This window comes from Pseudobacillus wudalianchiensis (genome assembly GCF_001685015.1).
Lineage (GTDB): Bacteria > Bacillota > Bacilli > Bacillales > Domibacillaceae > Pseudobacillus > Pseudobacillus wudalianchiensis.
The window spans coordinates 81,892-107,994 of sequence record NZ_MAYT01000023.1 but is presented as its reverse complement, the minus strand read 5'-3'; the positions used below and the strand labels follow the sequence as shown (position 1 = coordinate 107,994).

Annotated in this window: 26 protein-coding genes and 2 riboswitches; of the genes, 20 read left to right on the top strand and 6 right to left on the bottom strand. The window is 42.7% G+C overall.

Annotation, left to right across the window (positions count from 1 at the left end):
• Positions 1–47: 47 nt before the first annotated feature.
• Positions 48–959 carry a superoxide dismutase gene (locus A8F95_RS11095; RefSeq protein WP_065410563.1) on the top strand — a complete coding sequence of 304 codons (912 nt, stop codon included), beginning with the start codon at positions 48–50 and terminating at the stop codon, positions 957–959.
• Positions 960–1,029: 70 nt separating this feature from the next.
• A riboswitch (TPP riboswitch) is annotated at positions 1,030–1,138 on the top strand.
• A 65-nt stretch (positions 1,139–1,203) separates the two neighbouring features.
• Entirely contained in the window at positions 1,204–1,701 is a 498-nt protein-coding gene (thiW, locus tag A8F95_RS11090; protein WP_065410562.1) for an energy coupling factor transporter S component ThiW, read from the top strand.
• Here the strand turns inward: thiW and A8F95_RS11085 are convergent.
• Positions 1,698–2,093: a YuzC family spore coat inner layer protein gene (locus tag A8F95_RS11085; RefSeq protein WP_077247327.1), complete on the bottom strand. Its 396-nt coding sequence runs from the start codon at positions 2,091–2,093 to the stop codon at positions 1,698–1,700. The two genes, thiW and A8F95_RS11085, sit on opposite strands and share 4 nt — an antisense overlap.
• 149 nt (positions 2,094–2,242) lie before the next feature.
• Positions 2,243–2,347: riboswitch (TPP riboswitch) on the top strand.
• Positions 2,348–2,455: 108 nt separating this feature from the next.
• On the opposite strand from A8F95_RS11085, the gene A8F95_RS11080 reads away from it, so the two are divergent.
• From A8F95_RS11080 to A8F95_RS11035, 10 genes are all read left to right on the top strand, one after another.
• Positions 2,456–3,805, top strand: a complete 1,350-nt coding sequence (locus A8F95_RS11080; protein WP_077247356.1) for an acetylornithine deacetylase — start codon at positions 2,456–2,458, stop codon at positions 3,803–3,805.
• Between the two features lie 53 nt (positions 3,806–3,858).
• Positions 3,859–4,533: a thiaminase II gene (tenA, locus tag A8F95_RS11075; RefSeq protein WP_065410901.1), complete on the top strand. Its 675-nt coding sequence runs from the start codon at positions 3,859–3,861 to the stop codon at positions 4,531–4,533.
• Positions 4,505–5,302 carry an ABC transporter ATP-binding protein gene (locus A8F95_RS11070; protein ID WP_065410561.1) on the top strand — a complete coding sequence of 266 codons (798 nt, stop codon included), beginning with the start codon at positions 4,505–4,507 and terminating at the stop codon, positions 5,300–5,302. The genes tenA and A8F95_RS11070 overlap by 29 nt, the downstream gene beginning before the upstream one ends.
• Positions 5,299–6,051: an ABC transporter permease gene (locus tag A8F95_RS11065; RefSeq protein ID WP_065410560.1), complete on the top strand. Its 753-nt coding sequence runs from the start codon at positions 5,299–5,301 to the stop codon at positions 6,049–6,051. Before A8F95_RS11070 ends, A8F95_RS11065 begins: the two co-directional genes overlap by 4 nt.
• Entirely contained in the window at positions 6,048–7,055 is a 1,008-nt protein-coding gene (locus A8F95_RS11060) for an ABC transporter substrate-binding protein (RefSeq protein WP_065410559.1), read from the top strand. The genes A8F95_RS11065 and A8F95_RS11060 overlap by 4 nt, the downstream gene beginning before the upstream one ends.
• A gap of 95 nt (positions 7,056–7,150) precedes the next feature.
• A complete protein-coding gene (locus tag A8F95_RS11055) occupies positions 7,151–7,963 on the top strand; it encodes a uroporphyrinogen-III synthase (RefSeq protein WP_065410900.1) in 813 nt (270 codons plus the stop codon).
• Positions 7,964–8,148: 185 nt separating this feature from the next.
• A complete protein-coding gene (thiM, locus tag A8F95_RS11050) occupies positions 8,149–8,958 on the top strand; it encodes a hydroxyethylthiazole kinase (protein ID WP_065410899.1) in 810 nt (269 codons plus the stop codon).
• Positions 8,959–8,972: 14 nt separating this feature from the next.
• Positions 8,973–9,797, top strand: a complete 825-nt coding sequence (gene thiD / locus A8F95_RS11045; RefSeq protein WP_065410558.1) for a bifunctional hydroxymethylpyrimidine kinase/phosphomethylpyrimidine kinase — start codon at positions 8,973–8,975, stop codon at positions 9,795–9,797.
• Entirely contained in the window at positions 9,781–10,443 is a 663-nt protein-coding gene (gene thiE, locus A8F95_RS11040) for a thiamine phosphate synthase (protein WP_065410557.1), read from the top strand. Before thiD ends, thiE begins: the two co-directional genes overlap by 17 nt.
• A 147-nt stretch (positions 10,444–10,590) precedes the next feature.
• The gene (locus A8F95_RS11035) at positions 10,591–12,408 is read left to right on the top strand and encodes a PAS domain S-box protein (protein ID WP_065410556.1); all 1,818 of its coding nucleotides are present in this window, start codon (positions 10,591–10,593) and stop codon (positions 12,406–12,408) included.
• A 38-nt stretch (positions 12,409–12,446) separates the two neighbouring features.
• Here A8F95_RS11035 and A8F95_RS11030 read toward each other — a convergent pair whose 3' ends face one another.
• Positions 12,447–13,181, bottom strand: a complete 735-nt coding sequence (locus A8F95_RS11030; protein ID WP_065410555.1) for a YqjF family protein — start codon at positions 13,179–13,181, stop codon at positions 12,447–12,449.
• A 166-nt stretch (positions 13,182–13,347) separates the two neighbouring features.
• On the opposite strand from A8F95_RS11030, the gene A8F95_RS11025 reads away from it, so the two are divergent.
• Both A8F95_RS11025 and A8F95_RS22470 read left to right on the top strand, forming a co-directional pair.
• A complete protein-coding gene (locus tag A8F95_RS11025; protein ID WP_065410554.1) occupies positions 13,348–14,115 on the top strand; it encodes a TraR/DksA C4-type zinc finger protein in 768 nt (255 codons plus the stop codon).
• A complete protein-coding gene (locus tag A8F95_RS22470) occupies positions 14,115–14,279 on the top strand; it encodes a hypothetical protein (RefSeq protein WP_176713674.1) in 165 nt (54 codons plus the stop codon). Before A8F95_RS11025 ends, A8F95_RS22470 begins: the two co-directional genes overlap by 1 nt.
• 66 nt (positions 14,280–14,345) lie before the next feature.
• Here the strand turns inward: A8F95_RS22470 and A8F95_RS11020 are convergent, their stop codons facing one another.
• Together A8F95_RS11020 and A8F95_RS11015 are read right to left on the bottom strand one after the other, a co-directional pair.
• On the bottom strand, positions 14,346–15,914 hold the full coding sequence (locus A8F95_RS11020) for a sodium/solute symporter (protein ID WP_065410553.1): 1,569 nt from the start codon (positions 15,912–15,914) through the stop codon (positions 14,346–14,348).
• A complete protein-coding gene (locus A8F95_RS11015) occupies positions 15,911–16,279 on the bottom strand; it encodes a hypothetical protein (RefSeq protein WP_245671262.1) in 369 nt (122 codons plus the stop codon). The genes A8F95_RS11020 and A8F95_RS11015 overlap by 4 nt, the downstream gene beginning before the upstream one ends.
• Before the next feature lie 137 nt (positions 16,280–16,416).
• Here A8F95_RS11015 and A8F95_RS11010 point away from each other — a divergent pair, with 137 nt between their 5' ends.
• The 4 genes from A8F95_RS11010 to A8F95_RS10995 all read left to right on the top strand — a co-directional run bounded on the left by A8F95_RS11010 (position 16,417) and on the right by A8F95_RS10995 (position 21,292).
• Positions 16,417–17,655: a helix-turn-helix domain-containing protein gene (locus tag A8F95_RS11010; protein WP_065410552.1), complete on the top strand. Its 1,239-nt coding sequence runs from the start codon at positions 16,417–16,419 to the stop codon at positions 17,653–17,655.
• 317 nt (positions 17,656–17,972) lie between these two features.
• Positions 17,973–18,218, top strand: coding sequence for a hypothetical protein (locus A8F95_RS11005; protein ID WP_065410551.1), 246 nt, complete (start codon positions 17,973–17,975; stop codon positions 18,216–18,218).
• Between the two features lie 2 nt (positions 18,219–18,220).
• The gene (locus A8F95_RS11000) at positions 18,221–20,392 is read left to right on the top strand and encodes a malate synthase G (RefSeq protein ID WP_065410550.1); all 2,172 of its coding nucleotides are present in this window, start codon (positions 18,221–18,223) and stop codon (positions 20,390–20,392) included.
• Between the two features lie 138 nt (positions 20,393–20,530).
• Entirely contained in the window at positions 20,531–21,292 is a 762-nt protein-coding gene (locus A8F95_RS10995) for an IclR family transcriptional regulator (RefSeq protein ID WP_065410549.1), read from the top strand.
• 60 nt (positions 21,293–21,352) lie between these two features.
• On the opposite strand, the gene A8F95_RS10990 is transcribed toward A8F95_RS10995, so the two are convergent.
• Positions 21,353–22,858, bottom strand: coding sequence for a DHA2 family efflux MFS transporter permease subunit (locus A8F95_RS10990; RefSeq protein WP_095407465.1), 1,506 nt, complete (start codon positions 22,856–22,858; stop codon positions 21,353–21,355).
• A 184-nt stretch (positions 22,859–23,042) separates the two neighbouring features.
• On the opposite strand from A8F95_RS10990, the gene A8F95_RS10985 reads away from it, so the two are divergent.
• Positions 23,043–23,879, top strand: coding sequence for a TetR/AcrR family transcriptional regulator (locus A8F95_RS10985; protein WP_065410547.1), 837 nt, complete (start codon positions 23,043–23,045; stop codon positions 23,877–23,879).
• 46 nt (positions 23,880–23,925) lie between these two features.
• On the top strand, positions 23,926–24,735 hold the full coding sequence (locus A8F95_RS10980) for a pirin family protein (RefSeq protein WP_065410546.1): 810 nt from the start codon (positions 23,926–23,928) through the stop codon (positions 24,733–24,735).
• Positions 24,736–24,794: 59 nt separating this feature from the next.
• On the opposite strand, the gene A8F95_RS10975 is transcribed toward A8F95_RS10980, so the two are convergent.
• The gene (locus tag A8F95_RS10975) at positions 24,795–26,051 is read right to left on the bottom strand and encodes an NAD(P)-dependent malic enzyme (protein ID WP_065410545.1); all 1,257 of its coding nucleotides are present in this window, start codon (positions 26,049–26,051) and stop codon (positions 24,795–24,797) included.
• Positions 26,052–26,103: the final 52 nt, after the last annotated feature.

Below are 26,103 nucleotides of genomic sequence, written 5' to 3'. Positions count from 1 at the left end.
CAAAAGCATGCATATGTTGAAATGAGCAGCTGAAAGGGGGAGCGGGAATGGAGAAATATTTCAGCTATTTGAAAGAAGCAAAAAAATGGTGTGACGCGTTGTGCGCGCTGCAGCATGAAAACCTGGATCTTAACCAAGTAGAAAAGTGGAAAGAACGAGTCGAAAGGATCAATAACCGCCTATTAAAGGTGGAAGATGAAGAGGAAGTTCACTCGATTCAGGAAGAGATTCAAGCATTGGATCAGGAGTGGTGGCAGCTTCACGAGCGCTTGTTTGCTGAAAAAAACATAGAAGAGAAAGAGGGTGAACAGGAAAGAGCGGAGCAGGTTCCAATTGGAGGACACCAGCTTCCGCCTCTTCCTTATGCGTATAATGCATTGGAACCTTACATTGACGAAGCCACTATGAGGCTTCATCATGATCGGCATCACAAAGGTTATGTAGACGGATTGAACAGGGCAGAGCTGGAACTGCAAAAAGCAAGAAATAACAATGACTTTCGGCTCGTAAAGCATTGGGAAAGAGAGCTTGCCTTTAACGGTGCCGGTCATTATTTGCATTCTATCTTTTGGAAAGTCATGTGTCCGCACGGAGGGGGAAAACCATCAGGAGAATTAAACCGTGAGATTGCACGTTCGTTTGGCAGCTTCGACCAGTTTAAAAACCATTTTTCAAAGGCAGCCGAGAACGTGGAGGGCGGAGGATGGTCGATTCTTGTATGGGCACCTCAAGCCCAGCGGCTGGAAATATTACAAGCGGAAAAGCATCAAAATTTAAGCCAGTGGGATGTTGTACCGCTGCTTGTACTTGATGTATGGGAACACGCTTATTATTTAAAATATCAAAATAAGCGGGCAGATTATATTAATAATTGGTGGAATATTGTTTGTTGGGATGAGGTGAATAGACGTTTCCAAGAAGCAAAAGGAGAGGGATTTCGTCTGGCGGGGAACAAATGAGTAAAAAGCTGCATAGACAGGTGCTTCCCATTTAACCGGTTTCCCTCTATAATGGAAAGTAAATTTAATAAAAAGCTACTAGAGGTGCCTGTTACAGGCTGAGAGAAAAGCACAGGGCTTTTCAACTCTTTGAACCTGATCTGGTTGATACCAGCGTAGGAAAGTAGAGCGTTTATTGACTATTTTACTTACATTAGCCGTATCCAGATGAGGATTCGGCTTTTTTGCATTGGAGGAAGAGGAAATGAATCAAGTACAAAAGCTGGCGTATATGGCTTTATTTACAGCCGTTGCAACATTTGGCTCATCGCTGATCTGGTTTCCTGCCGGGGCAGCAAAAGCGTATCCTGTTCAGCATGCCGTGAACGTTATGGCTGGGGTTCTGCTTGGCCCGGGTCCGGCTGTCGTCATTGCGTTTGTGACCGGACTTCTAAGGAATTTATTGGGAACAGGGTCATTATTAGCGTTTCCAGGAGGAATGATTGGCGCTTTTCTTGCTGGTTATATGTATCAAAAAACGAGCCGTTCGTGGAGCGCTTCTATTGGAGAAGTGGCAGGCTCGGGGATCGTGGCTCCTTTATTAGCCGTACCTTATGCGAAAGTTTTAATGGGGACGGCTGCAGGTGCTTTCTTCTTTTTGCCTGCTTTTCTCGTTAGCAGCTTGTCTGGATCCATCATCGGTCTCCTGCTCGTAAGACGGCTTATTAAATTAAAAACATGGAAATACCGTCTAGATCATTAACGCCAGCGGAGCGAAATCGCGAGCTTGCAGCACTCTGCATTTGCTGTGGTGGTTCTCAGTTCAATCCGAAAAACATCAGGGGTAAAGGAAACAATCGCTTTTCCAGATATTCCCGTTGATCGGACAAGCCGTTCTACCTCCCGATGATTTGCCGCTTGGGCAGCCGTCATTAATCGAAAGGCAAAGTCGCTGTTATCTGTTAATTTATTGAGCAGCAAATTACTCTCATGTACGAGCTGTTTAATGGATTGAGCAGATTGTTTAAATAAAGTAACGTTCACTTTAGGGTAAGGCCTGTAGGACGGAGGCCGGGTTAAAACCTGTGGCTGAACGAATGGGTAGCCAGTAAGAGGAATAGCATAAAGCCGTTTAAATGGGTCAGGATGATACAAGACAGCTCTCCTCCTTCCAAATAGAAGCTTTTTATCAATATACGGTTTTTTAAAAAATAAATACCGGATTATATTTGTTTAAAAATTCTGAATTGTATTGCTGAATTCTGCTAAGTATGTTACAACTAGAATGAAAGACTAATTGAATAATTTGTCCTTGGGGGTGCTTGCAAAAGCTGAGAGAGGTAGATTACCTTAACCCTTATCACCTGAACTGGATAATGCCAGCGTAGGGAAGAGGTCGTATAATGGTGCTAAGCTGCAATCTTTTTTATTATTGCAGCCAAATGAAAGCTTATACAGCCGCTTCTCTTTGGAGAAGCGGCTTTTTTACATGTATCTACTAAGGGAGGGAGAAGATGATGGTCAAAGAATTGAATACGATTTTGCAAGAAGTAGAGCATCGGCAGGAGGAGCTCATTCATTTAGTAAAAGAGCTCATTGCTTTTCAAACACCTGCTCCACCTGCACGGAATACAAAAGAGGCTCAGTCATTTGTAGCGGATTTTTTAAAGGATCTAGGTTTTTCTATTGATATGTGGGACGTATATCCAAATGATCCAAATGTGGTCGGGAAATGGAGTGGAACGGATTCTGAGACATTTCAAAGCTTAATTATTAACGGGCACATCGATGTGGCGGAAGTGCAGGAAGACGAGAAGTGGGACATCGATCCGTTTCAGGCTGTTATAAAGAACGGTTCTATTATTGGCCGTGGAGCAGCGGATATGAAGGGCGGACTGGCTGGCGCTTTGTTTGCGCTGCGGCTTCTCCATGAAGCAGGCATTTCCCTTCCAGGAGATGTGATTTTTCAATCGGTGATTGGTGAAGAAGTAGGGGAGGCCGGAACGCTTGAATGTTGCAGACAGGGATATAAAGCAGATTTTGCGATAGTAGTAGATACGAGCGATTTACATATACAAGGACAAGGCGGAGTGATTACCGGATGGATCACGATCAAGAGCAGCCAGACATATCACGATGCCACGCGGAAAAACATGATTCATGCAGGCGGAAAGTTGTTTGGAGCTAGTGCCATCGAGAAGATGATGAAAGTGATAGAAGGGCTGCAGGAACTAGAGCGCCACTGGGCCGTCGCCAAATGTTACCCTGGATTTTTACCGGGGACGAACACGATTAATCCGGCTGTAATTGAAGGCGGCAGACACGCGGCTTTCATTGCAGATGAATGCCGGCTTTGGATTACGGTGCATTATTATCCGAATGAAACATATGAACAGGCAGCGAAAGAGGTAGAAGAGCATATCCGTAGCATTGCGAACGGAGACATATGGCTAAGGAACAACCCGCCACTGTTTAACTGGGGAGGCTCATCAATGATTGAGGATAAAGGAGAAATTTTTCCTTCCTTTGAGGTGGAAGAAAACCATGCTGCTGTGCAGACCCTTATTCATTCTCACACAACTATTTTACACAAGCCGCCCGTTGTCGACGTATCGCCAACCGTGACAGACGGAGGCTGGCTCGCTGACGCTGGCATTCCGACTGTTATTTATGGACCGGGGGATTTAAACAATGCCCATTCTGTCAATGAGCAGTTGTCCATCGAACAACTCGTAAGTTACACAAAAGTGCTTTTATCCTTTATCTATCGCTGGTGTCATACACCAAAATCAGAATATGCAAGCAATGAAGGGCAAGTGGTGAAAGATGTTCTAGAAATCTCGACAACTGCCAGCCCATTGAAATAGGCGTCTACTATCTGTTAAGGAGTGATGTATCCATGAAAACGAGTGGAATAAAAGTGAAATTCAGCGAAAGGTTATATGAAAAATTACAGCCGATCTGGCGGGAAAATCATAATCATCCTTTTGTTAGAGGTATTGGGGATGGCACGTTAGATCAACAAAAGTTTCGCTTTTACATGATTCAGGATTATTTGTATTTAATCGATTATTCCAAGGTATTTGCTCTCGGGGCTGTAAAAGCAAATGATGTGGAGACGATGGGGAAATTCGCTTCGCTGCTGAATGAAACACTTAATTTTGAGATGTCCCTTCACCGTCAGTATGCAGCGCGTTTCGGCATTTCAGAGGAGGAGCTGGAACAAGCAAAGCCTTCCCCGATTACACTTGCTTATACGCATTACATGCTTCATGCCAGCCAGAACGGTACGCTTGCAGAACTGATTGCCGCCCTTCTCCCATGCGCATGGAGCTATTGGGAGATCGGCAAAGAATTAAATGAGATTCCAGGAGCCAGTGAACATGGACTATATGGAGACTGGATTAAAATGTATTCTTCTAAAGAGTTCGGCGAGCTCGCCACTTGGTGCATCGACCTTTTAGATGAGCACACAGCCGAGAAAAGTGAAAGAGAGCTTGCAAAATTGGAAGAGATTTTCTTAAATACGACCCGCTACGAGTACATGTTCTGGGAGATGGCATATAATGAGCAAATGTGGCCAGGAGAAGCGTAAAAAAGTTCTAGAGTTTCAAAATGTGACATTTTCTTATAAAGATAAACAACAAACAGAATCTACACCTATTCTCCAAAGGGTAAATACGGCTATTTATGAACGAGAGTTTATTACGATTATCGGGGCAAGCGGATCCGGTAAAAGCACGCTTTTTCGGTTGATTACAGGATTGGAAAATCCGGATGAGGGTCATATTTTATTGAATGGAGAAGCAGAGGAACATCGGCTCGGAAAGGTAGGCTACATGCCCCAGCAAGATTTACTGCTGCCTTGGCGAACCATTCAAGAGAATGCTGCTCTTCCTATTGAATTAAAAAGGGTTCGAAAAGAAGAAGCCTATAAACGGGTTCTCCCTCTCCTCGAAGAGTTTGGGCTCGAGGGAATGGAGAACCGTTTTCCCCATGAGTTATCAGGCGGGATGAGGCAGCGGGTTTCTTTCTTACGTGCCACGTTAAGCGGATCAAACATCCTGCTGCTCGATGAACCTTTTAGTGCCCTTGATGCGATCACAAGGCTTTCCATGCAGGAATGGCTAATGGAGCAGTGGGAAAAACAAAAAACGACTGTGGTGTTCATTACCCACGATGTGAACGAGGCGCTTTTTTTGTCTGACCGTATCTTTGTTTTTGGGGAAAAGCCTATCCGCACTCTGCAGGAAGTGGATGTGCCGCTTGGAAGGCCAAGGAGCTTAAAAGACTTGAATCAACCTTCTCTTATTGAATTAAAGGATCAGTTGCTTGAACAGTTAAGAGGGAAGGTGATGGGATGAACAATCGCAAGGGATCGCTTTCAGCAGGCTTATTCATTTTAGCCTTCTTGATTATTTGGGAAGCGGCAGCGCGCGCCGTTAATATGATCTTTATTCTGCCGCCGCCGACCGGTATTATCGAAAAGCTATGGGAACTAAAAGGGCCTTTATTGATCGAACATTTGCCTGTAACCTTGTCCACCATTATCATCGGTTTAGTCATTTCTATTTTATTAGGAGTCGGAATCGCTGTTTGGATGAGTGTAAGTCCTTCTGCTGAAAAAGCCATTTATCCGATTATTATTTCTTCGCAAATGATCCCGATCATTGCTTTGGCACCTATTTTTGTTCTTTGGTTCGGTTATTCGATTTGGAGCAAGGTTGTTGTGACAGTTTTAATTACGTTCTTCCCCATTACGGTGAATACATATGACGGGCTGCGATCGGGCAGCCAGGAATTGAAAGAGCTGATGCTCACGATGGGGGCGGGGAAAAAGGAAATCTTTTTTAAGCTGCTCGTTCCCTCCGCCTTGCCCCATTTTTATTCAGGATTGAAAGTGGCGGTTACGTTAAGTGTCATTGGAGCGGCCATTGGTGAATGGCTTGGCGCACAGGCCGGTCTCGGTTATTTTAGCAGGCGCATGATGACTCAATTTGATGGAGCGGCCGTTTTTGCCCCGATTGTGTTGTTGTCGCTGATCGGAATCATCTTATTTGTGATTGTAAAATGGATCGAAAATAAATCATTAAAATGGAGGAAGTCATCATGAAGAAATGGTTATTCCTATTGCTTGCTCTGCTACTTGCGGGCTGTAATACAAATAGTGCCAGCGAAAAAGCGCAGACGGCAGAAGGGAAAGAAAAGAAGAAAGAAAAAGTGACGATTATGCTCGATTGGTATCCCAATGCTGTCCATAGCTTCCTGTACGTAGCGGAGGAAAAAGGCTATTTTGATGCTGAAGGAATCGATGTGGACATTCAGTTTCCAGCAAATCCGACTGATCCGATTCAGCTTGCTGCTGCTGGAAAAGTGACATTAGGAATTTCTTATCAGCCCGATGTCATTATGGCACGAACGGACCAGGGAGTAAAAGTGAAATCGGTAGGAGCCATTGTTCGCTCTCCATTAAATCGAGTCATGTTTTTAAAGGACAGCCCTATTCAAAGACCTAAAGATTTAGAAGGAAAAACAGTTGGTTTTACTGGAATTCCGTTAAATGAAGCAATTATTGAAACGATGGTCGCCAAAGATAAAGGAAATCCCAAAAAGGTAAATATGATTGACGTAGGATTTGAATTAAATTCAGCTGTCGTAACGAAAAAGGCAGATGCTGTCGTCGGAGCTTATATTAATCATGAAGTCCCGCTGTTAAAACATGAAGGCCATGAAACGCGTAATTTTGATCCAACAAAATATGGTGTACCTAATTTCTATGAACTGGTAGCGGTGACAAGTGATGAAACGTGGGAAAAGCAGCAGGATACGATTAAAGCATTTTGGCGGGCTGCAGAAAAAGGCTTTGATTTCACGGAACAACACCCTGATGAAGCGTTAAGCATCTTATTAAGCAAGCAAGATGAAGCGAATTTTCCACTGATAGAGGAGGTAGAGAAACAAAGTCTGGACATTCTTCTTCCGAAAATGAAGTCAGAGAAAGGGTTCGGCAGCCAAACGAAAGAATCGTGGATAGAAACAGCCGAGTGGATGAAGGCTTCAGGACTCATTAAGAAAGAGCCTAAACTAGAAGAGGTGTTTGTCAATATTGCTGACTAATCAAAGCCTTCCCCTAAAAACATAAAAGTCTAGCGATTTAGTGGGTTTTTTATGTTAGGATAAAGAAAATGGCAAGTTTGAAAGGGGAATATGAAGTGGGAAAAGGGTTAGAAGGCAAACGCATCGTGATTGCAGGCTCTAGAAAAACAGAAGAAATGAGCTTGATTATTGAAAAACAAGGCGGGCTGCCACTTGTTCGTCCGCTCCAGGGAACAGTATTTTTAGCGGAAGAAGAAGTCGGAGCCGAGATAAAAGAGCTGATTAGCCAGCCGGTTGATTGGATGATTTTCACGACTGGGATTGGGACAGAAGCGTTAGTAAATGCTGCCGAGGAACTTGAAATAAAGAAAGAATTTTTGCAAGTTATCGAGCAAGCCAAGATAGCCGTTAGAGGGTATAAAACCATCGCTGCTTTAAAGAAGCTGGGCATCACTCCCGACGCTGTGGATGATGATGGCACGACGGCTGGCCTGATTCGGGCGTTAGAAAAAGAGAGCTTTATCAATAAACGAGTAGCGATACAGCTTCATGGGGAAAAGGCTCCGGCGTTAACAGCGTTTCTAAACGAAAAAGGAGCTAGTATCCACTACTTGCTGCCTTATCGCCACCATGCACCAGATGAAGCAATGGTAGAAACATTACTAGATGAAATGGTGAACAAAGAAGTAGACGCTGTGTGCTTTACAACAGCCATCCAGGTTCGTTCACTATTTGAGTATGCGAGAAAAGAAAATCGTCAGGAAGAACTTCTCGCTGCCTTTGCCTCCAATACGGTAGCTGGTGCAGTAGGGAAGGTAACAGCCGAGGCGCTGACAGAAGAAGGGGTTACCCGAATGATCATACCAGAGCTTGAGAGAATGGGTGCGATGATTATGGAGTTATCCAAGTATTATCAAAGTGAAAAGTAACTAAAAATAGATGATAAATCGGGAGCTGGCGGATGTCGGCTGAGAGTGCAGCAATGCCGCTGCAGACCGTGCGAACCTGTTGGATAATGCCAGCGCAGGGAATGTGACGATGAAAAGAGCACGTGCGCCGGTCCCGTGCTCTTTTATGTATTTTTAAGGAGGCTATTTTGAAAGGAGTGGAGGAAATGAATACCGAAACGATTACTCAAACACTTATACAAGTAAGAAGACAGCGTCCGCTTGTACACAATATTACCAACGTGGTTGTTACTAATTTTACAGCAAACGGATTGCTTGCGCTAGGTGCTTCCCCCGTTATGGCTTACGCAAAAGAAGAAGTGGCAGACATGGCCAGGATTGCGGGAGCGCTCGTATTAAATATTGGCACGTTAGACGAGGAAAAAGTAACCTCTATGATTTTAGCAGGAAAAGCGGCTAATGAGGCGGGAGTGCCAGTGATCTTTGATCCGGTTGGCGCGGGGGCAACAGCTTACCGGACAGAGGCCGCCGCTAGAATTATGAACGAAGTGAAGGTTGACGTATTGAGAGGAAACGCTGCGGAAATAGCCAATGTAACTGGAAAGCAATGGGAGATTAAAGGGGTAGACGCTGGAAGCGGCGCCGGAAATACGAGAGAACTCGCAAAAGAAGCAGCTAGGAGAGGACAAATGACGACCGTTATTACGGGCGAAGAGGATGTCATTGCTAGTGAAGATTCATTGATCCTTATTCACAATGGCCATCCGATGCTGACAAAAGTGACAGGGACTGGTTGTTTATTAAGTGCCGTCATCGGTGCGTTTTGTGCAATAGAACAAAATACGGTACTAGCAGCAGCAAGTGCGGCAGCAGTTTACGGCATAGCAGCAGAGGCTGCCATGAAAATGAGCGGTGAGGAGGGACCGGGCAGCTTTCAAGTAGAGTTTCTAAATCAGTTGTCCAAAGTAGACGCCAGGAATATTGAAGCCTTTGCTAGGGTAGAAACATTTAATTAATGGAGGTGGAGAAAATGAAAGTAAGGAAGGCGTTGACGATTGCCGGTTCCGACAGCGGCGGAGGGGCCGGAATTCAAGCAGATTTAAAAACTTTTCAGGAGCTTGGTGTATTTGGAATGTCCGCTCTAACAGCTGTAACAGCTCAGAATACACTTGGTGTGCATGGAGTCTATCCCATGACTGCCGCAGCCGTGGAGGCACAAATAGAAGCAATTGGACAAGATATGGGAACGGATGCTTTAAAAACAGGTATGTTGTTTAGTGGGGAGATTATACAGTCTGTAGCGAAAAAAATTGAAGAATTTGGCTGGAAAAAGGTTGTCATTGATCCTGTGATGGTTGCTAAAGGCGGCGCTTCATTGCTCCGGGAAGAAGCGATTAGAGCGATGAAAGAATTTTTACTGCCGCTAGCGATGGTCATTACCCCTAATATTCCTGAGGCAGAAGTGCTGACAAACATGCTTATTCAATCAATTGATGATCGTAAACGTGCAGCCAAGAAATTATATGAGCTAGGTGTGAAGAATGTCGTCATTAAAGGAGGCCATTCTGATAATGAGGAGACATTGATCGACTTGCTTTACGATGGAAGAGACTTTCTTTATTTCACGAGCAGAAGAATTCCGACTAAAAATACCCACGGAACAGGCTGTACATTCGCTGCTGCTGTCACAGCTGAGCTGGCTAAAGGGCAGGGTGTGAAGGAGGCGGTCGAATTGGCAGTAAACTATGTACATGCGGCGATTGAAATGGATCTACAGATCGGAAAGGGACACGGCCCTACAAATCATTGGGCATTTAAAAGAAAAGAGGCAGCAGCTGATGCCATATACAAATGAAAAAAAACTAAAAGAACTGCTGCAAGTGTATTTCATTATGGGAAGTCCTAATTGTTTAAAAGATCCCATTCTCACTCTTGAAGAAGCAATTGCAGGTGGTATTACATTTTTTCAGTTTCGGGAAAAAGGCACTGGTGCTTTGAAGGGCGAGGAAAAAACAAAGCTGGCTTCCGAACTTCAAGAGATTTGCCGTGATCATTCGATCCCGTTTATCGTAAATGACGATATAGAATTAGCCATCAAATTAGAAGCAGACGGTGTACATATTGGTCAAGATGATGAAGCTCTCCGTGTCGTTCGTGAAAAAATGCCTGGAAAGATTATTGGCCTATCAGCCCACACGATGGAAGAAGTGAAAACGGCAATCCGAGAAGGGGCTGATTATGTAGGAATCGGACCTATCTTTCCGACTTTAACTAAAACAGATACGAAGCCCGTACAGGGAACAAAACTAGTCGAGGAAATCAGGTCAACCTCTCTATCCATTCCAATTGTTGGAATTGGAGGTATTCATGCAGGAAACGCTGCGAAGGTAATCGAAAGTGGAGCGGACGGCGTGTCTATTATTACAGCGATTAGCCAAGCGGTATCTCCAAAAGAGGTAGCAGCACAACTAAAAAAAGTTGTTTTAGAAAAAAGTAAATAAATCATATCACTGCTTTGAGTAAAGAGTTTTCCTTATTCAAAGCAGTTTTTTTTAGGAGAGGCTCGACGCCTATGTATAATTTTGTCGAATAATTTTTGCTGATATCAGATACCAACTCCTACATAATAAAGAAAAAAGGGAACGGTGATGGTTGAAATGTGTGCGGAACAGGCTGCCGCGAAGTGGTTTGCGGATAAGGCAAGAACGATATTGCTGCTATTAGATGAACAGGGGAAGATAAAGTACGCCAATCGAGTTTTTAGACAGCTTATGACAATTCCTTATGCCACTCACACCGACCAGTCTCTTTTTCATTTTATCCACGAGGAAGATAAAGAAGAGGTGAGAAAGCGCCTTTTGCTTTTTGATGAAGATTTGCCGTTTGCACCATTTACGAGCCGACTTCGCCGTGATAGTGGAAGATACGGACATTTATTTTGGCAACAAGCTGAAAAAACAAAAGAAGGATGGATACAAGTGATGGCTGAGTCAATTCAAGAAAACAACAGAGACTGCCAGAAGGAAGGAAGCTGGTTGCATTTTATCGCGAATCATACCGAAGATCCGGGATATATAGTTGATTTACGCGGACGAGTTATCCTCATAAATGAATCATTTGAACAGTTATATGGGTGGAAGAAGAATGATGTAATTGGCAAAATTTCTCCGATTGTACCGGATGAGTGCAGACAAGAATGGTTTGATAAGATTGAAAGCGTATGCCAAAGCAAAAAGCCTATTACGTTTCAAACGATAAGGACAAAAAGAGATGGAACTACCTTTCCAGTATCTGTCACATTATCTCCTATTTACGAGCGAACTGGCCGCGTTTTCTTATGTCTAGCTTTAACGAAAGATTTAACTGAATATTTCGAAACAAAACTTTTAGTCGAACAACAAAATAAAGTAATTGCTGAGCGAGAAAAACTGTTGTTAGATATTACAGAAAACATTACAGAAATGATTAGTCTGTTTGATTTGAAATTGAATAAATTTCTTTACATCAGCCCGTCCTATGAACGGTTTTTTAATACGCCTCTCAAAAAGTTATATGAGAATCCTGGAATCATTCTGGAAAATTGTCATCCGGAGGACTATGAGGGGGTGGTGAAGTTCCTCTGTCAGCCGACCAATGAAGTAAAAGAGCTTGAATATCGAGTATTACGGAATAAAGAGGGAGAGCCAGGATGGTTACATACTAAAATCACCCCGATTTGGGATGAAGATGGAACGATCAGTCGCTGGATTAACATCAGCAGAGATGTCACAGACTTAAAGAAAAGAGAACTCATGATCAGAAAGTGGGATAAGTTAAGTGCTGTTGGCCAATTAGCAGCAGGGATTGCCCATGAAGTTAGAAATCCTCTTACGTCAGTGAAAGGATTTATGCAGCTCCTAGCCCAGGAAACGAATAATAAATACACGGATATTATTTTATCAGAATTGGAAAGAATCGAGTTTATTATGAATGAATTTCTAGTGCTGGCCAAACCACACCAGGATATACAGATGAAGCTAAGCAATATGAATGAAGTGCTAAGGGAAATTGTAGAGTTTATGAGGCCGGAAGCACTTTTATACGGTGTCGATATTCATATGCATTTTGATGAGTCTCTGCCTTTAGTGTATTGTGAATCTAAGCAGATTAAGCAGGTGATTATTAATTTAATAAAGAATGCGATTGACGCGATGTCTGCAGGAGGGAATATTTACTTAAAGACAGGCATGATTGATAATGAACAAGCGGCTATTGAAGTGAGAGATGAGGGAGCTGGTATGTCAACTGAGCGATTAGAGCGTCTAGGTGAGCCGTTTTACTCAAACAAAGAAAAAGGGACAGGGCTGGGCTTAATGATGTGTTATAAAATCATTGAAAATCACCAAGGCACGATTCAATTTGCAAGTACGGAAGGAGAAGGCACAACTGCTACCGTAATTCTGCCGTTTTCTCATAGTGATCAATAAATAGGGGCCTGAATAAAGGCTTCCGCCTTTTTATTTTTTCACATTTCTTGCAGCGGCCAAAAGAATGCCTGTTTTTCTTTTGAAAAATGAAGAATTGGCTCTTGTTGAAAATAAGCGCGTGACAGAAAAGCGGCTGTTGTATGATGAAAAATAACGGCTTCTGCTTTTTGTAATGCCCATTTCGTATGGTGAATATCTCCCCGGTATAATTTTTTTCTCCTCTCAGTAAAGAGGCAGTAGCGCTCTGCTGCCCAATACTCAAACGTTCCCCTATCTGCTAAATACGGAAGGGAAGATGGTTTGTAAGCTACATCTAATTCTTCTTGATTTTGTCCAAAAGAATAAGAACTCTGAAAGTGGCAGCTGGTATCCATGACAGCTGCCATATTTGTTTGGCGAAAAGGTAAAGAATAAAAAAGCCGGGCACCCAAAACAGATGGCAAATGGTTCACATCTAGATTAAAAAAATAAACACCTGGAACACCCTTATAGATAACATATGTTCGAACATTTAATTGAAGAAATGAGCGTAAGAATGGAAGGGATGGCAATCCCCGAAAACGCATATCGGATACAGTAAACGGAACAATCCCCAGCCAAGCTTTTCTCTCATATACATCAATTTGCAGAGAGGCAGGAAGAAAGGGTTTTAGAGCCTCAGGATGAATCGGCCAGTGCATAAACAGCAAATCAGCCCACGTTTGCGTCATGACCCAAGGAGAAGAAGGAAGCGGAAACGGCCGGTGTTTCAAATGGAGGAAAGCTTCATGCATCCGGAATGCTCCTTTCAGTGAACGAACGTTTTATCTTTATTCTTGCCCCAGTGCCGATTTTTTGAAACGCTATTTCCTTTTTGTTCTCCTTCAACGTTTAGGATGAAGTAAATCAATTTTACTCATACTACATAATGAATCAGCATTTTATAGAAGGGGGTACGACATGCTGACAGCAGAACAGTTATCTAAGCTGCGTCTTCAGCTCGAAAGAGAAAAACAAGAGCTGGAGGAACGCTTTGCAACCAATGAACATTTTGGTTTTGAAAGAGCCCACTTTCACGAATCAATGGGAGAGTTGTCATCCTATGATAATCATCCGGCTGATGAAGGAACGGAGCTATATGAAAGAGGAAAAGACCTAGCACTAAATGAGCATGAGGAAAATCAATTAAAGAACATTGTGCGGGCACTTGAAGCGATGGATCGAGGGGAATATGGAAAGTGTGAAGTTTGTGGAAAAGAAATCCCGTTAGAGCGTCTTGAAGCAATCCCTACGACCGCTTACTGTATTGATCATTCACAGAACAAAATCATCTCTCATGATCGTCCGGTAGAAGAAGGGGTACTTATGCCGCCGTTTGGCAAGTTTGATTTTGACGACAGTGCCGATGAATCTGTCGCTTTCGATGCAGAAGATTCGTGGCAGGAAGTAGCCAGATGGGGAACATCTGAATCTCCATCCGATTTTATCGATCCGCCTGATCATTATAATGACATGTATATTGAATCAGACGAAAACATTGGCTACGTGGAAGACTATGAAAACTTCGTTGGAGTCGATATTGAGGGGAAAAATATTACCGTCTATCCAAACGAACAACATGAAAAATATGAAGAAGAGCTAGATGAAGAAGACATTATGACGACCTTTGGCGATTTGCCGGCATTTGAGCATGACCCTTACGTAGAAGAAAGAGAGAGGCGAGAATAGTGGTTAATTGGAATTTTGATTCATTTAGAAAACAGCAGGCAAAACATAAATCAGTATACGTAGGAAGTACAAAAGAAAGCCCGGCTATCAACGATGAACAGGCGAATGGCCAGGGCAACACGGACATATCACCAGGCGCTACAGGCAGAGAGCTCAAAAGATAACAAGAAAGGACTAGGCCAACAGCATCGAAATAGATGATGTTGGACAGTCCTTTTTTATGATGTAACTTAAGCCACTTCACTTTCCTTAGAATGCACTTTTTTCATAAAAGCATTTACGTCTGCTGGCACTTTCCGATCAAGCTTCGAGACAATGTATACGGTTAGAAAGCCAACTGGTACTGTAATGATACCAGGTACTTTAAATTGGAGGGCCGGCGGAAGGAAAGAGGCAAAGAAAATCATGAACATGGAAACTATAAGCCCGACAAGAAGTCCAGCAATCGCTCCTTTTTCTGTCATTCCCCTCCACCAAATGCCAAATAAAAAGATCGGTGTAAATGTACTAGCTGCTACCGTGAAGGCAAGAGCAACAAGATGTCCGATAGAAGCTTCTTTTACTAGCAAGCCGAGTAATCCGTATAAAACCCCTAACACTAAAATAGCCATTTTTCCGGCAGCGACACGCTGCTTTTGTGTTAATTCTTTTTTAGAAAAGGAAGCATATAAGTCATGGGCCAGAGCACCTGAACTAGCGATAAATAATCCAGAAAGATTTGAGAAAATAGCTGCAAATGCGCCAGCAATAACGAGACCGAGCAGCCACTTGCCGCCGAGCACCTCGGCAATGGACGGTACAACCATGTTGTCGCCGCCTGTTACGAGGTTTTTCATCACTTCTGGATTTAAGTTTCCTTCCAAGAAAAGCGCGCGTCCGACAACACCTAAATAAACAGCAAATAAAAAGAAGACACTGGCAATCCCGATCGCCATGAGAGCGGATTTACGCGCTGCTTTCGCACTAGGGTTTGTGTAGAAGCGCAATAAAATATGCGGAAGACCAATCGTTCCAAGCGACAGACCAATAATGAGAGAGACCGTATGCAGAAAGTTAGGTGTTAATACACCGGAAGTAGCCCAAGCCTGACCGTTTGCTGCTATGTCTTTCCCATCTTCGGTAAAAGCCGCTGTGTTAGCGACTGAACCGGTGAAATTAGTAATGGCAGACAAGATTTTATCATAGTGCAATCCTCCGTAAATGGCTGCACCGACCATTAAAATAAAGGCGCCAAGACGAATCCACAGCTCGAGAGCCTGGTTTAAAGTTGTTCCTTTCATTCCGCCGACTCCGACATACAAGATCATTACAGAGCAGGTGAAAATAATGCCAAATTCATAGGAAGTCCCAAAAAACATGCTTAAAATTTGAGCAGCGCCAAGCAGCTGAGGAGCAGCATAAAAGCCAGAAATAGACAGGACAACAAGAACAGCTACTAACCGAGCGCGCTTACTATGGAAACGGTAAGCAACAAAATCGGCTACTGTGTAAGCGCCAAATCGTCTAAGCGGTCCGGCAACAAAAATAGCGAGAAGAGTTAAACCGATTGAAAAACTGAACGTATAAAAAGCCCCATCATATCCGATGGAAAAGGTTAAGCCGGCAAGCCCCAAGAAAGTCGCGGCACTTAAATAATCTCCGGCGATAGCCGAACCATTTGTGAACCAGCCAAAGGAACGGCCGCCGACGAAAAAGTCGCTGGCACTTGAATTCTTCTTCGATAGGTAGGTAATGTACACAATGGTCCCCATTAAGAGGAAGGTGAAAAAATACTTTGGCTCCAGAAAAGTCGATATCATGCGCTAGTACCTCCTCTATTGTTTGCCGGCTCCTCTAGATGAGAAGCTGCATCGTAAAGAGCGAGTCTCTTTTCATAGCGTTTTGTATGAATATAAGCAATTAAAAAGGCCATCACCATTCCGACGATCGTAGTTAAAAACCACGTAACCGACATGCCGCCCCAAAACTGGCTAAAAGCAAAATCTTTTAAATACCAGTTAATGATGGGGATGAAAAAAATAAACACATAGTAAATCGTTGAAAGGCCGATTCCCGTTCGAAGTTCAGACTTCATAATATGACGCGTTTCCTTATCAAGCGGCGGCAGGCTATCTGCATCCATTGTTCCCAGCGGCTGATCTGTCATTTCATATTCTTTATTCAAAACGCATCCCTCCTTGCCATTAGTATACTAAGGAGAAGGATGTAACCCCTTACAATTTGTTGTCTGAATATTATAAAAAATTGCTTGTTCTTGATAAAATTGGATGCTAGAATGTGGGGGGAGAAGGGAGATAGCGAATGAAATACACGGTTTGTCTTGAAAATGTCGATTCAACATCTTATCCTTTGTTAAAAAAATGGCTTAAGGAAAAATACGAACAGCAATTTTTTATTCAGACGGACTCTTATAGCGGCAAAGCAACACATATTAAAATCTTCCAAATAAGCGAGTTAAACGATTGGCTGAAGGTATATCGCCTAATGAAGCGGCAAAATTGTTTTTACATACTATTACTAGATCAAAGATGGCAGCACACTTCACCATTAGCCATCCGGCTGCAAGCACATTCTCTCGTATTCAATCCCGTAAAAAAATCAGCTTTTATTCGGAGCATGGATGATGTATTAAAGCTGCTGAAGAAAAAGCCGGCTGTACATTTTCAATTAGAGGGAGAAAAAATCATTTCCGCAGGTCATACAGTAGAAAATGAACCGCTGGAGAACTATGTTCTGAGACAGCTTTTACATCAAAATATTCAATCTGAGAATGTCATGATGGATGCCCTCTCTATTTTTAAGAAGAATACATTTCCTAATGCTGTCTGCTATGTGGAGGGCTTTGCTCATTTAGACTGTGACCCCGCTGATGAAAATCATTCTAGTCAGTTAATTTGCTCCTATTTCAATCAGGCTTTTACTGGAAAAGTATCGCGTTTATATTTTATTCCCCTCCGTAAATCTATGCTTGTATTGTTTCGGCAGCCCGAAAGCATTTGTTCCTTAAAAGGCTGGCAGGAAGGAAGAAAGTTATTCGAAAGAATTATAGAAATTCTATTAACAAAGCATCGGATCCAAATTTATATAGGTGTCGGTTCCCTTTACAATGATCCTCATCTTCTTCACCATTCTTTTAAAGAAGCGGAAATTGCCAGGAGCTTGCCGCCCTTCCATGAGGTCTCCCTTCGTTATTACGAAGAAATTTCTAAGGAACCGGACATCAAAAAAAGCACAGTTTTTATTCATACTCATTTTGGTGAAGAAATGACAGCAAGGGATGTAGCAAGACACGTAAATTTAAGCTACTCCCACTTTATCCGATTGTTTAAAAAAGAAACAGGAAATAATTTTTCAGAATATGTTACGTTTGTTAGATTAAGAAACGGAGTGCGAATGCTCAGACAAACAGGTTATACAATAGAGGAAATTGCCGACATGACGGGATTTAATACACCTAATTATTTTAGTTCAACATTTAAAAAGTTTGTTGGAGCAACGCCAAGAGACTTTAGGTTGACGAAAGAAATTGTTTTTGCATAGAAACCAACTGGTCGGTTTCGGGAAGGTGTTTCAATTAGCTTAGCAATGGGTAAGATAGGAGTACGATAAGGTTTTTGGTTGGAAGCTATCCTGTAAAAGGGTGGCTTCTTTTTTTTATGTTTTTATTGTTCATCTCTTGCTTAATTTCTATTTTTGTTGATTAAGAGGTATGGAAAGGCAGAGGCAGGCTTTTCCAGATTATTTAGTCACTGTTTATAGAAAACTAGTTGTAATTTTCAGACTTCTATGCTAATCTTTCTTTAAAGAAAATTATAGAAACGCTGTTGCGTAATAAGAAACAAAGGAGCGGTGTGAAAATGAGTTACGTAAAAGTTGGGTCCTTGCAAGTTGATCAACAGTTGCTTCACTTTATTAATAATGAGGTACTGCCAGGAACAGGGGTAGAAACAGGAGAGTTTTGGGAAGGTTTCAGTAAAATTGTAGCTGAGCTAACACCAAAAAATCAGGTGCTATTGGAGAAACGAGATGAATTACAGAGAAAAATTGACCAGTGGCATAAAGACCATTCATTTCAGTCAGATCAATATANAGGAGCGGTGTGAAAATGAGTTACGTAAAAGTTGGGTCCTTGCAAGTTGATCAACAGTTGCTTCACTTTATTAATAATGAGGTACTGCCAGGAACAGGGGTAGAAACAGGAGAGTTTTGGGAAGGTTTCAGTAAAATTGTAGCTGAGCTAACACCAAAAAATCAGGTGCTATTGGAGAAACGAGATGAATTACAGAGAAAAATTGACCAGTGGCATAAAGACCATTCATTTCAGTCAGATCAATATAAGGCTTTCTTAAAAGAAGTTGGCTACATTGAGCCAGATGGGGAGGATTTTCAAGTAACAACAGAAAATGTTGATGAAGAAATCGCTCTCCAGGCTGGACCGCAGCTTGTTGTACCCGTGAACAATGCCCGCTATGCGATTAATGCAGCCAACGCTCGTTGGGGAAGCTTATACGATGCGTTGTACGGAACAGATGCGATCTCCGAGGAAGATGGCGCTGAGAAAAAAGGAAATTACAATCCGGTAAGAGGAGAAAGAGTCATTGCATTTGCACGTGATTTTCTTGACAACGCCGCACCGCTTGAGGGCAATTCCCATAAAGAAGCTGCTAAGTATGCAATTACAGATGGAGAGCTAGTAATCACGTTAAAAGACGGCAGTGAAACGAAATTAAAAAATAAGGAGCAACTGCAAGGCTTCCGTGGACAAACGGATGCTCCTTCTGCTGTACTCTTAAAAAATAACGGTCTTCATTTTGAAATTCAAATTGATCAACATCACCCGATTGGGAAAACCGATGCAGCAGGCGTAAAAGATATTCTCATGGAGGCGGCCCTTTCAACTATTATGGACTGTGAAGATTCGGTGACGGCGGTTGATGCAGAAGATAAAGTGCTTGTGTATCGTAACTGGCTTGGGTTAGCCAAAGGTGATTTAAGTACTTCATTTGAGAAAAATGGCAAGAGCATGACGCGTCAAATGAATGAAGACCGTTGTTATACAGCAGTAGACGGAAGTACCTTCAAGCTTCCGGGCCGTTCATTAATGTTTGTCCGCAATGTCGGCCACTTAATGACGATTAATGCTGTACTTGATGAAAATGGCAACGAAGTATTTGAAGGCATTCTTGACGGAATCGTGACAAGTGCAATCGCTAAGCATTCTATTTGCGGTAACGCCAAGTTAATCAATTCTCGCAAAGGCTCTATTTATATCGTTAAGCCAAAAATGCATGGATCCGAGGAAGTAGCGTTTGCCTGTGAATTATTCGATCGAATTGAAGATTTATTAGACTTAGAAAGAAACACATTAAAAATCGGCGTAATGGACGAGGAGAGACGGACGTCTCTGAACTTGAGAAACTGTATTCGGGCATCTAAAGACCGAATTGCTTTCATAAATACAGGCTTCCTTGATCGAACAGGAGATGAGATTCATACTTCCATGGAAGCGGGACCAGTCATTTGCAAAGGAGATATTAAATCTTCTGTCTGGCTTTCGGCTTATGAGAAGTCCAACGTTGCTGAAGGGCTTGCAGTAGGCTTGCAAAACCATGCTCAGATTGGCAAAGGCATGTGGGCTATGCCGGATATGATGGCTGCTATGCTGGAGCAAAAAATCAGCCATGTAAAAGCAGGAGCCAATACAGCATGGGTTCCTTCGCCAACAGCCGCTGTACTACATGCCTTGCATTATCATCAAGTCAACGTAAAACAAGTTCAAGATGAAGTAAAACAAACGAAGCAAGATTACACAGATGACATTCTACAAATTCCGCTTGAGAAAAATCCAAGCTGGAGCAAAGAAGAGATTCAACGAGAGATTGATAATAATGCACAAGGCATTCTTGGTTACGTAGTCCGCTGGGTTGAACAAGGGATTGGTTGTTCGAAAGTGCCGGATATTAATAATATTGGCTTAATGGAAGACCGGGCTACGCTCCGCATTTCCAGCCAGCATATTGCTAACTGGCTGCGTCATGGCATCTGTACAGAAGAGCAGGTGATGGAAACGATGAAGAGAATGGCCCTTGTTGTTGATAAGCAAAACGAGGGAGATGCCAGTTACCGTCCAATGGCGCCAAATTACGAAGAGTCCGTAGCATTCCAGGCGGCATGCGATCTTGTATTTAAAGGCTGTGAGCAACCGAATGGATACACAGAGCCTATCCTGCATCAGCGTCGCCTTGAGGCAAAAGAGAAATATAGTGTTACTCAATAAAATCTCCTGTATGCAGGGTTTATTATTTAGGAAGAATAAGAGATAATAAGAAGGGGCTGGCCTGTTGGAGGCCAGCCTCTTTGGCGAATAAAAGTGGGTTATTAACATTTTTTATTTTTATTGAAAGGAGCCTGTCAATTGGAAAGAGAAAATGTAGTAAAGTCGGTTGCACGGGCACTTGATATTATCGAACTTGTAGGTCGATCAAAACAGGGGCTTGGTGTGACAGAAATCTCCAAACAAATCGATATTAATAAGAGCTCTGTTTTTCGTACGTTAGCGACTTTAAGCCAGTATGGTTATATAGAACAAAATGAGGAAACCGGAAGATACCGGCTTGGTTATAAATTTCTTGATATCAGTTCAAGATTGCTTGACTCGCTTGATGTCCGAGCTGAGGCACAACCTATACTAAAGGAGCTTGAACTGGAGACAAATGAAGTGGTGCATCTAGTTGTATATGATCAGGGAGAAGTGGTATATATCGAGAAGCTGGATGGTAACGAAACGCTACGCATGCATTCTAAGGTCGGTAAGAGGGCACCTGTTCATTGTACTTCAGTTGGCAAGGCTATCCTTTCTCATTTGCCAATGGCTGATGTGCTGTCTACGATTGAGAGAAAAGGATTGCCGGCACATACTTCTCACACTATTGTCGAAAAGGAAGTTTTTTTAAATGAGCTGGCAAAGGTGAAAGAAAGAGGATATGCGCTTGATCTGGAAGAGAATGAAATCGGCATTCGCTGTATAGCAGCCCCTGTTTTTGATCATACAGGAAGTGTAGCAGCAGCTGTCAGTATTTCCGGTCCGACACTGCGAATGACAGATGAAAGACTGGGAGTTTTAAGTAAGCGGATGATCCAGGCTGGAGAAGCGATTTCCAAACGGCTTGGCTATTAACATTAATCGATAAAAAAGCATCCAGAAGTTAGGGTTTCTGGATGCTTTTTTATGTTTCTATTACATTTCAAGAGAATGCTCTTTATGAGGCTCTTTTGTTGGTTTGACACGCTTCATAAAGAAGGCAAGAATGAGCGCCGCGAGAGCGATATACACGGAAATCGTGAAAGAAAAGTTAATGCCGTGAAGCATCGCTTCATTCATAATGTGTGCTTTCATTTCAGCCATTTGAGCAGGATCTGGCTGGGTCCCAGCAGGCATTTCTTTCATCGCTGCTTCAGCTAACTTTTCAGCTTCTGACTCCGTTCGGTTTTGCATCAGTGTGACGAGAAAAGCGGAGCCTACCGCACCGGAAACTTGTTGAAGCGTGTTATTCATCGCTGTGCCGTGCGGATTCATACTTTGTGGAAGCTGATTTAAGCCATTCGTCATGACAGGCATCATTACCATCGACATACCGAACATCCGCAACGTGTAGAGTATCATTAAATAGCTATAGGACGTATCAAGAGTTAGATTGCTGAACAAGTGAGTGGTGTAAATTGTGACAATGAGTCCGGATACCGCTAAGATACGCGCACCAAACTTATCAAAAAGTTTACCGGTAATAGGAGACATGAGTCCCATCACAAGCGCCCCCGGCAGCATAAGCATGCCAGAGTGAAGCGGAGAGATTCCACGCAATGTCTGTACATAAATAGGCATTAACAGCATGGCCGAGAACATCGCCATGGATAGCACGACCGATATCGCTGAAGAAAGGGCAAACATAGGATAGCGATAAATTCGAAACTCCAAAAGCGGTTCATCTAGGCGAAGCTGACGGAAGATGAACAGCAATAAGCCGATAAGACCGACAGCAATAGGAATGTCAACATAGACAGAGTCCCATCCTTTTTCCCCGGCGGAGCTAAAGCCATACAATAGTCCGCCAAAGCCAATACTTGATAAAATTAATGAAAGAATATCAAGTTTAATGTTTCGCTGGGGAGTAACATTTTTCAATTTAAAGATAGAAAACAATAGGGTGATGGCTGCGATTGGGATGACAACATCAAACAAGGTGCGCCATGAATAGTGTTCAATCAGCCAGCCTGACAAGGTAGGGCCGATAGCTGGTGCTGTAATCATCACAAGTCCGAATAGTCCCATAGCGGCTCCGCGGCGTTCAACAGGGAAACTAAACAGCATAACATTCATTAACAATGGCATCATGATGGCAGATCCCGATGCTTGAATCATTCTAGCGGCAAGTAATACGCCGAGCGAAGGAGCAAAAGAGGCAAGCACGGTTCCAACTGTAAACAAGCTCATCGCTAAAATGAAGAGTTTTCTATTTGTAAATTTTTGAACAAAAAAAGCACTGGCTGGAATGAGGACACCGTTCACTAGCATGTAACCGGTTGACAGCCATTGAACAGCTGAGGCTGATGCATCAAACTCCTTCATAATAGATGGAAGCGCGACGTTCAAAAGAGTCTCGTTTAAAATAGAGACGAACGCACCAACAAACAAAATGGCAATCACGCCATACGGAGGCTTTTCCACGGCTCCTTGTGTATTCATACATTTTCCTCCCATACAAGGTGTATAATTTTTGAACTATAGTTCTAACAGATTTCAATCATATACCGATAGTCCAAAAAAATCAATAAAAAATATTGCTTTATTAGAGGGTTTGATTCTTTTATTCATATAAGATACGATGGAATTATACAGGTAGTACAACTAAAGAAATTCAGGTGATGAAATGAATGATCGTAAGCGTCAAGTTATGATAGCGGCTCACGCACTTTTTGTAGAAAAAGGGTTTAATGCTACTTCTATTCAAGACATTTTAGATGAAAGTCATATATCCAAGGGTACTTTTTACAATTATTTCACTTCTAAAAGTGAGTTGTTAATTGATATTTTTGAAAATATTAAAATCGAAATAAGAAAGCGCCGGATGGCCATACTTGCGGGGCGGCCGGTGTCAGACTGTAAAGGGTTCAGCGATCAACTTGCTGTTACGATGGAAGTAAATAAGCGGAATAATTTATTTGCCCTATATCAAGGGGTGTTCGCTTCTCAAGAGGAAGAGCTAAAACAATTTGTGAAGCGCCATTATTTAGAAGAATTGAAGTGGATGCAAGGCCGTGTAATTGAGCTTTACGGTGAGGCAGTGAAGCCGTATTCTCTAGATCTTACACTTGTTTTTTTAGGAATGATCCAGCAGATTATTCATTTATCGATGGTCACGAAGAATGAGTTAATTGATCTCAGGGAGATTATCGCTTATGGATTGCGTCGGATGGATACAGTAATAGAAGACGTGCAAAGGAATGAAGATATTTTGATTGGCATCCATTTCATTGAGAAATGGTTTCCTGAATCCACGCTTTCTAAGGAAAAAAAGAAGAGAGCCATTATGAAGCAAATCAGCTCGATGCAAAAGGAAGCTGCCCCGAAACAAAGTGAACTGCTGACTTTTGTACAAAATGAAATAGGCAGCCTAGAGCCTCGCGTGGCGATCATAGAGGCGGTTGTTCAAGCAATGGATGGCGGGGACACGCTGGCAGGATTGATTGCCGACTATTTAAGGTAGTCCAGCAAACTCCTTATATTAAAAGAAAGGAAGGGAGGAGCATACAATGCGCAATATATTTGAATCATGGAAGGTAAAGTTTAACGAAAGAGGGTTTCCGCATATTCAACAGGCCTTCGTTCTGCCGCCGGATAAAATGTATGAAATGGATCCTTTTATTATGCTGGCTGAAGATTGGTTTAAGAGAGGAACATTCTCTGATCATCCACATAAAGGGTTTCAAACGGTGACATATGTGATCGATGGCCGGCTAGAACATATTGATAACAAAGGTGGAAGAGGCATCCTTGGACCGGGTGATGTTCAATATATGAATGCAGGGGCCGGAGCACGGCACGCTGAAGAAGCGGTCGGTGACGATATTGTTCATTCCCTGCAATTGTGGCTGAACTTGCCGGCTGAACTGAAAGAGTCGAAACCATTCTATCAGGATATTTATGCAGAAGACGTGCCAGTAAAAAAGATAGGATCTGCCGCTGTTCGTCTTTTTTCTGGAGAAGGAGGCCCAATGAAGCCGCTCGTTCCTTTTTCTATGGTGGAAATCAACCTCCCCGCCAATGAAACGTATACCCATGAGCTGCCGAATGAAGACACGGCTTTCCTATACGTGCTGGGGGGACAGGCATCATTTGGCGAAACAAAAGTGATTCTCAAACAAGGACAAGCAGCTAATTTAACAAAAGGAACAGCTTTTCGAATAGAAGCTTTAGAGCGAACGAGAGTCCTTCTTTATTCTGGTCAGGCACATGGTGATCCTATTGTAGCACATGGGCCATTCGTGATGAATTCCCGCGAAGAAATTCGTCAGGCTTTTCAGGATTATCAAGAAGGGAAGTTTGGCCCGCCAGCAAATTGATAAAAAAGAAGCAGCCCGCGCTCTGTACCTAACAGAACTGTGGCTGCTTCTTTGTTCCATTAAAAAACAACTTCAGCTGGCTGAACTTGAATAGCAGAAAGCTGATACGTTTTCGTGCGTAAGGAATCAATATCAATATTTTTGCGGGCAACGCCTGATTCGATCGCGGCACGTGCCACAGCCGCTGCTACTTCAGGAGCAACACGGGCATCAAAAGCAGATGGAATAATATAATCTGCTGCCAACTCATTGTCAGAAATAAGTGAGGCAATAGCATAGGCTGCCGCTACTTTCATCTCTTCATTAATGTCGGAGGCACGCGTATCAAGTGCTCCTCTGAAAATGCCTGGGAAGGCAAGGACATTGTTTACTTGATTCGGAAAGTCTGACCGGCCTGTACCAATCACTTTTACACCCGCTGCCTTCGCTTCATCAGGTGTAATCTCTGGGTTCGGATTCGCCATCGCAAAGACAATTGGATCTCTTTTCATCGTACGAATCATGTCAGGAGTTAATACTCCTGGGGCAGAAACGCCGATAAAGACATCACTGTTTTTCACTACTTCCTCTAAAGTACCCTCTGTCCGGTCAGGATTCGTAAAGGCGGCTACGTCTTCTTTGATTGGATTCATTCCGTACGGGCGTCCTTTATAAATGGCTCCTTTCGTATCACACATGATGATTTCTTTTACCCCGAAATTGTTTAACAGCTTGGTAATAGCAATCCCAGCTGCGCCTGCTCCATTAATAACCACTTTAATCTCATTAAAAGACTTGTTAATGAGTTTAAGTGAATTAATCAAGCCAGCGAGTGTAACAATGGCCGTACCGTGCTGATCGTCATGAAACACAGGAATGTTCAACTCTTCTTTCAAGCGCTGTTCAATGAAAAAGCAGTTAGGTGCTTTTATATCTTCAAGGTTAATTCCGCCAAAAGATGAGGTGAGCAGCTTCACTGCCTTAATGAACTCTTCAGGGTCGCGCGTGTCAAGGCACAGAGGAAAGGCATCCACACCAGCAAAGTTTTTTAGAAGAATGGCTTTTCCTTCCATAACTGGCAAAGAAGCATCTGCTCCGATATCTCCAAGCCCCAATACAGAAGTACCGTCAGAAATTACAGCAACAGTGTTCGCTTTCATTGTGTAATCGTAAATTGTTTCGCTGTTAGTTTGAATGGCAAGACAGGGCTCGGCGACTCCAGGGGAATAAACGAGGCTCAAATCCTTTAAATTTTTAACGTTTAATTTAGCCTTCGTTTCCAGCTTTCCCTGATGGCTTCGATGAATTTCTAGTGCTTCTTCTTTTAAATTTCTCATAATCTCCTCTTCTCCTTAATTAATAAGCCGTGATGTTTTTCAGTTCGTTTCA

Bases quoted from the DNA above. Each gene is read 5' to 3' on its own strand.
- A8F95_RS11000 (WP_065410550.1), top strand. From the start codon at position 18,221: ATGAGTTACGTAAAAGTTGGGTCCTTGCAAGTTGATCAACAGTTGCTT.
- A8F95_RS10990 (WP_095407465.1), bottom strand. From the start codon at position 22,858: ATGAATACACAAGGAGCCGTGGAAAAGCCTCCGTATGGCGTGATTGCC.
- A8F95_RS11020 (WP_065410553.1), bottom strand. From the start codon at position 15,914: ATGATATCGACTTTTCTGGAGCCAAAGTATTTTTTCACCTTCCTCTTA.
- thiM (WP_065410899.1), top strand. From the start codon at position 8,149: ATGAATACCGAAACGATTACTCAAACACTTATACAAGTAAGAAGACAG.
- A8F95_RS11030 (WP_065410555.1), bottom strand. From the start codon at position 13,181: ATGCATGAAGCTTTCCTCCATTTGAAACACCGGCCGTTTCCGCTTCCT.
- A8F95_RS10985 (WP_065410547.1), top strand. From the start codon at position 23,043: ATGAATGATCGTAAGCGTCAAGTTATGATAGCGGCTCACGCACTTTTT.
- thiW (WP_065410562.1), top strand. From the start codon at position 1,204: ATGAATCAAGTACAAAAGCTGGCGTATATGGCTTTATTTACAGCCGTT.
- thiD (WP_065410558.1), top strand. From the start codon at position 8,973: ATGAAAGTAAGGAAGGCGTTGACGATTGCCGGTTCCGACAGCGGCGGA.
- A8F95_RS11080 (WP_077247356.1), top strand. From the start codon at position 2,456: ATGGTCAAAGAATTGAATACGATTTTGCAAGAAGTAGAGCATCGGCAG.
- A8F95_RS11060 (WP_065410559.1), top strand. From the start codon at position 6,048: ATGAAGAAATGGTTATTCCTATTGCTTGCTCTGCTACTTGCGGGCTGT.
- A8F95_RS11010 (WP_065410552.1), top strand. From the start codon at position 16,417: ATGAAATACACGGTTTGTCTTGAAAATGTCGATTCAACATCTTATCCT.
- A8F95_RS10975 (WP_065410545.1), bottom strand. From the start codon at position 26,051: ATGAGAAATTTAAAAGAAGAAGCACTAGAAATTCATCGAAGCCATCAG.
- A8F95_RS11035 (WP_065410556.1), top strand. From the start codon at position 10,591: ATGGTTGAAATGTGTGCGGAACAGGCTGCCGCGAAGTGGTTTGCGGAT.
- A8F95_RS11065 (WP_065410560.1), top strand. From the start codon at position 5,299: ATGAACAATCGCAAGGGATCGCTTTCAGCAGGCTTATTCATTTTAGCC.
- A8F95_RS11070 (WP_065410561.1), top strand. From the start codon at position 4,505: ATGAGCAAATGTGGCCAGGAGAAGCGTAAAAAAGTTCTAGAGTTTCAA.
- A8F95_RS11025 (WP_065410554.1), top strand. From the start codon at position 13,348: ATGCTGACAGCAGAACAGTTATCTAAGCTGCGTCTTCAGCTCGAAAGA.
- A8F95_RS11095 (WP_065410563.1), top strand. From the start codon at position 48: ATGGAGAAATATTTCAGCTATTTGAAAGAAGCAAAAAAATGGTGTGAC.
- thiE (WP_065410557.1), top strand. From the start codon at position 9,781: ATGCCATATACAAATGAAAAAAAACTAAAAGAACTGCTGCAAGTGTAT.
- A8F95_RS10980 (WP_065410546.1), top strand. From the start codon at position 23,926: ATGCGCAATATATTTGAATCATGGAAGGTAAAGTTTAACGAAAGAGGG.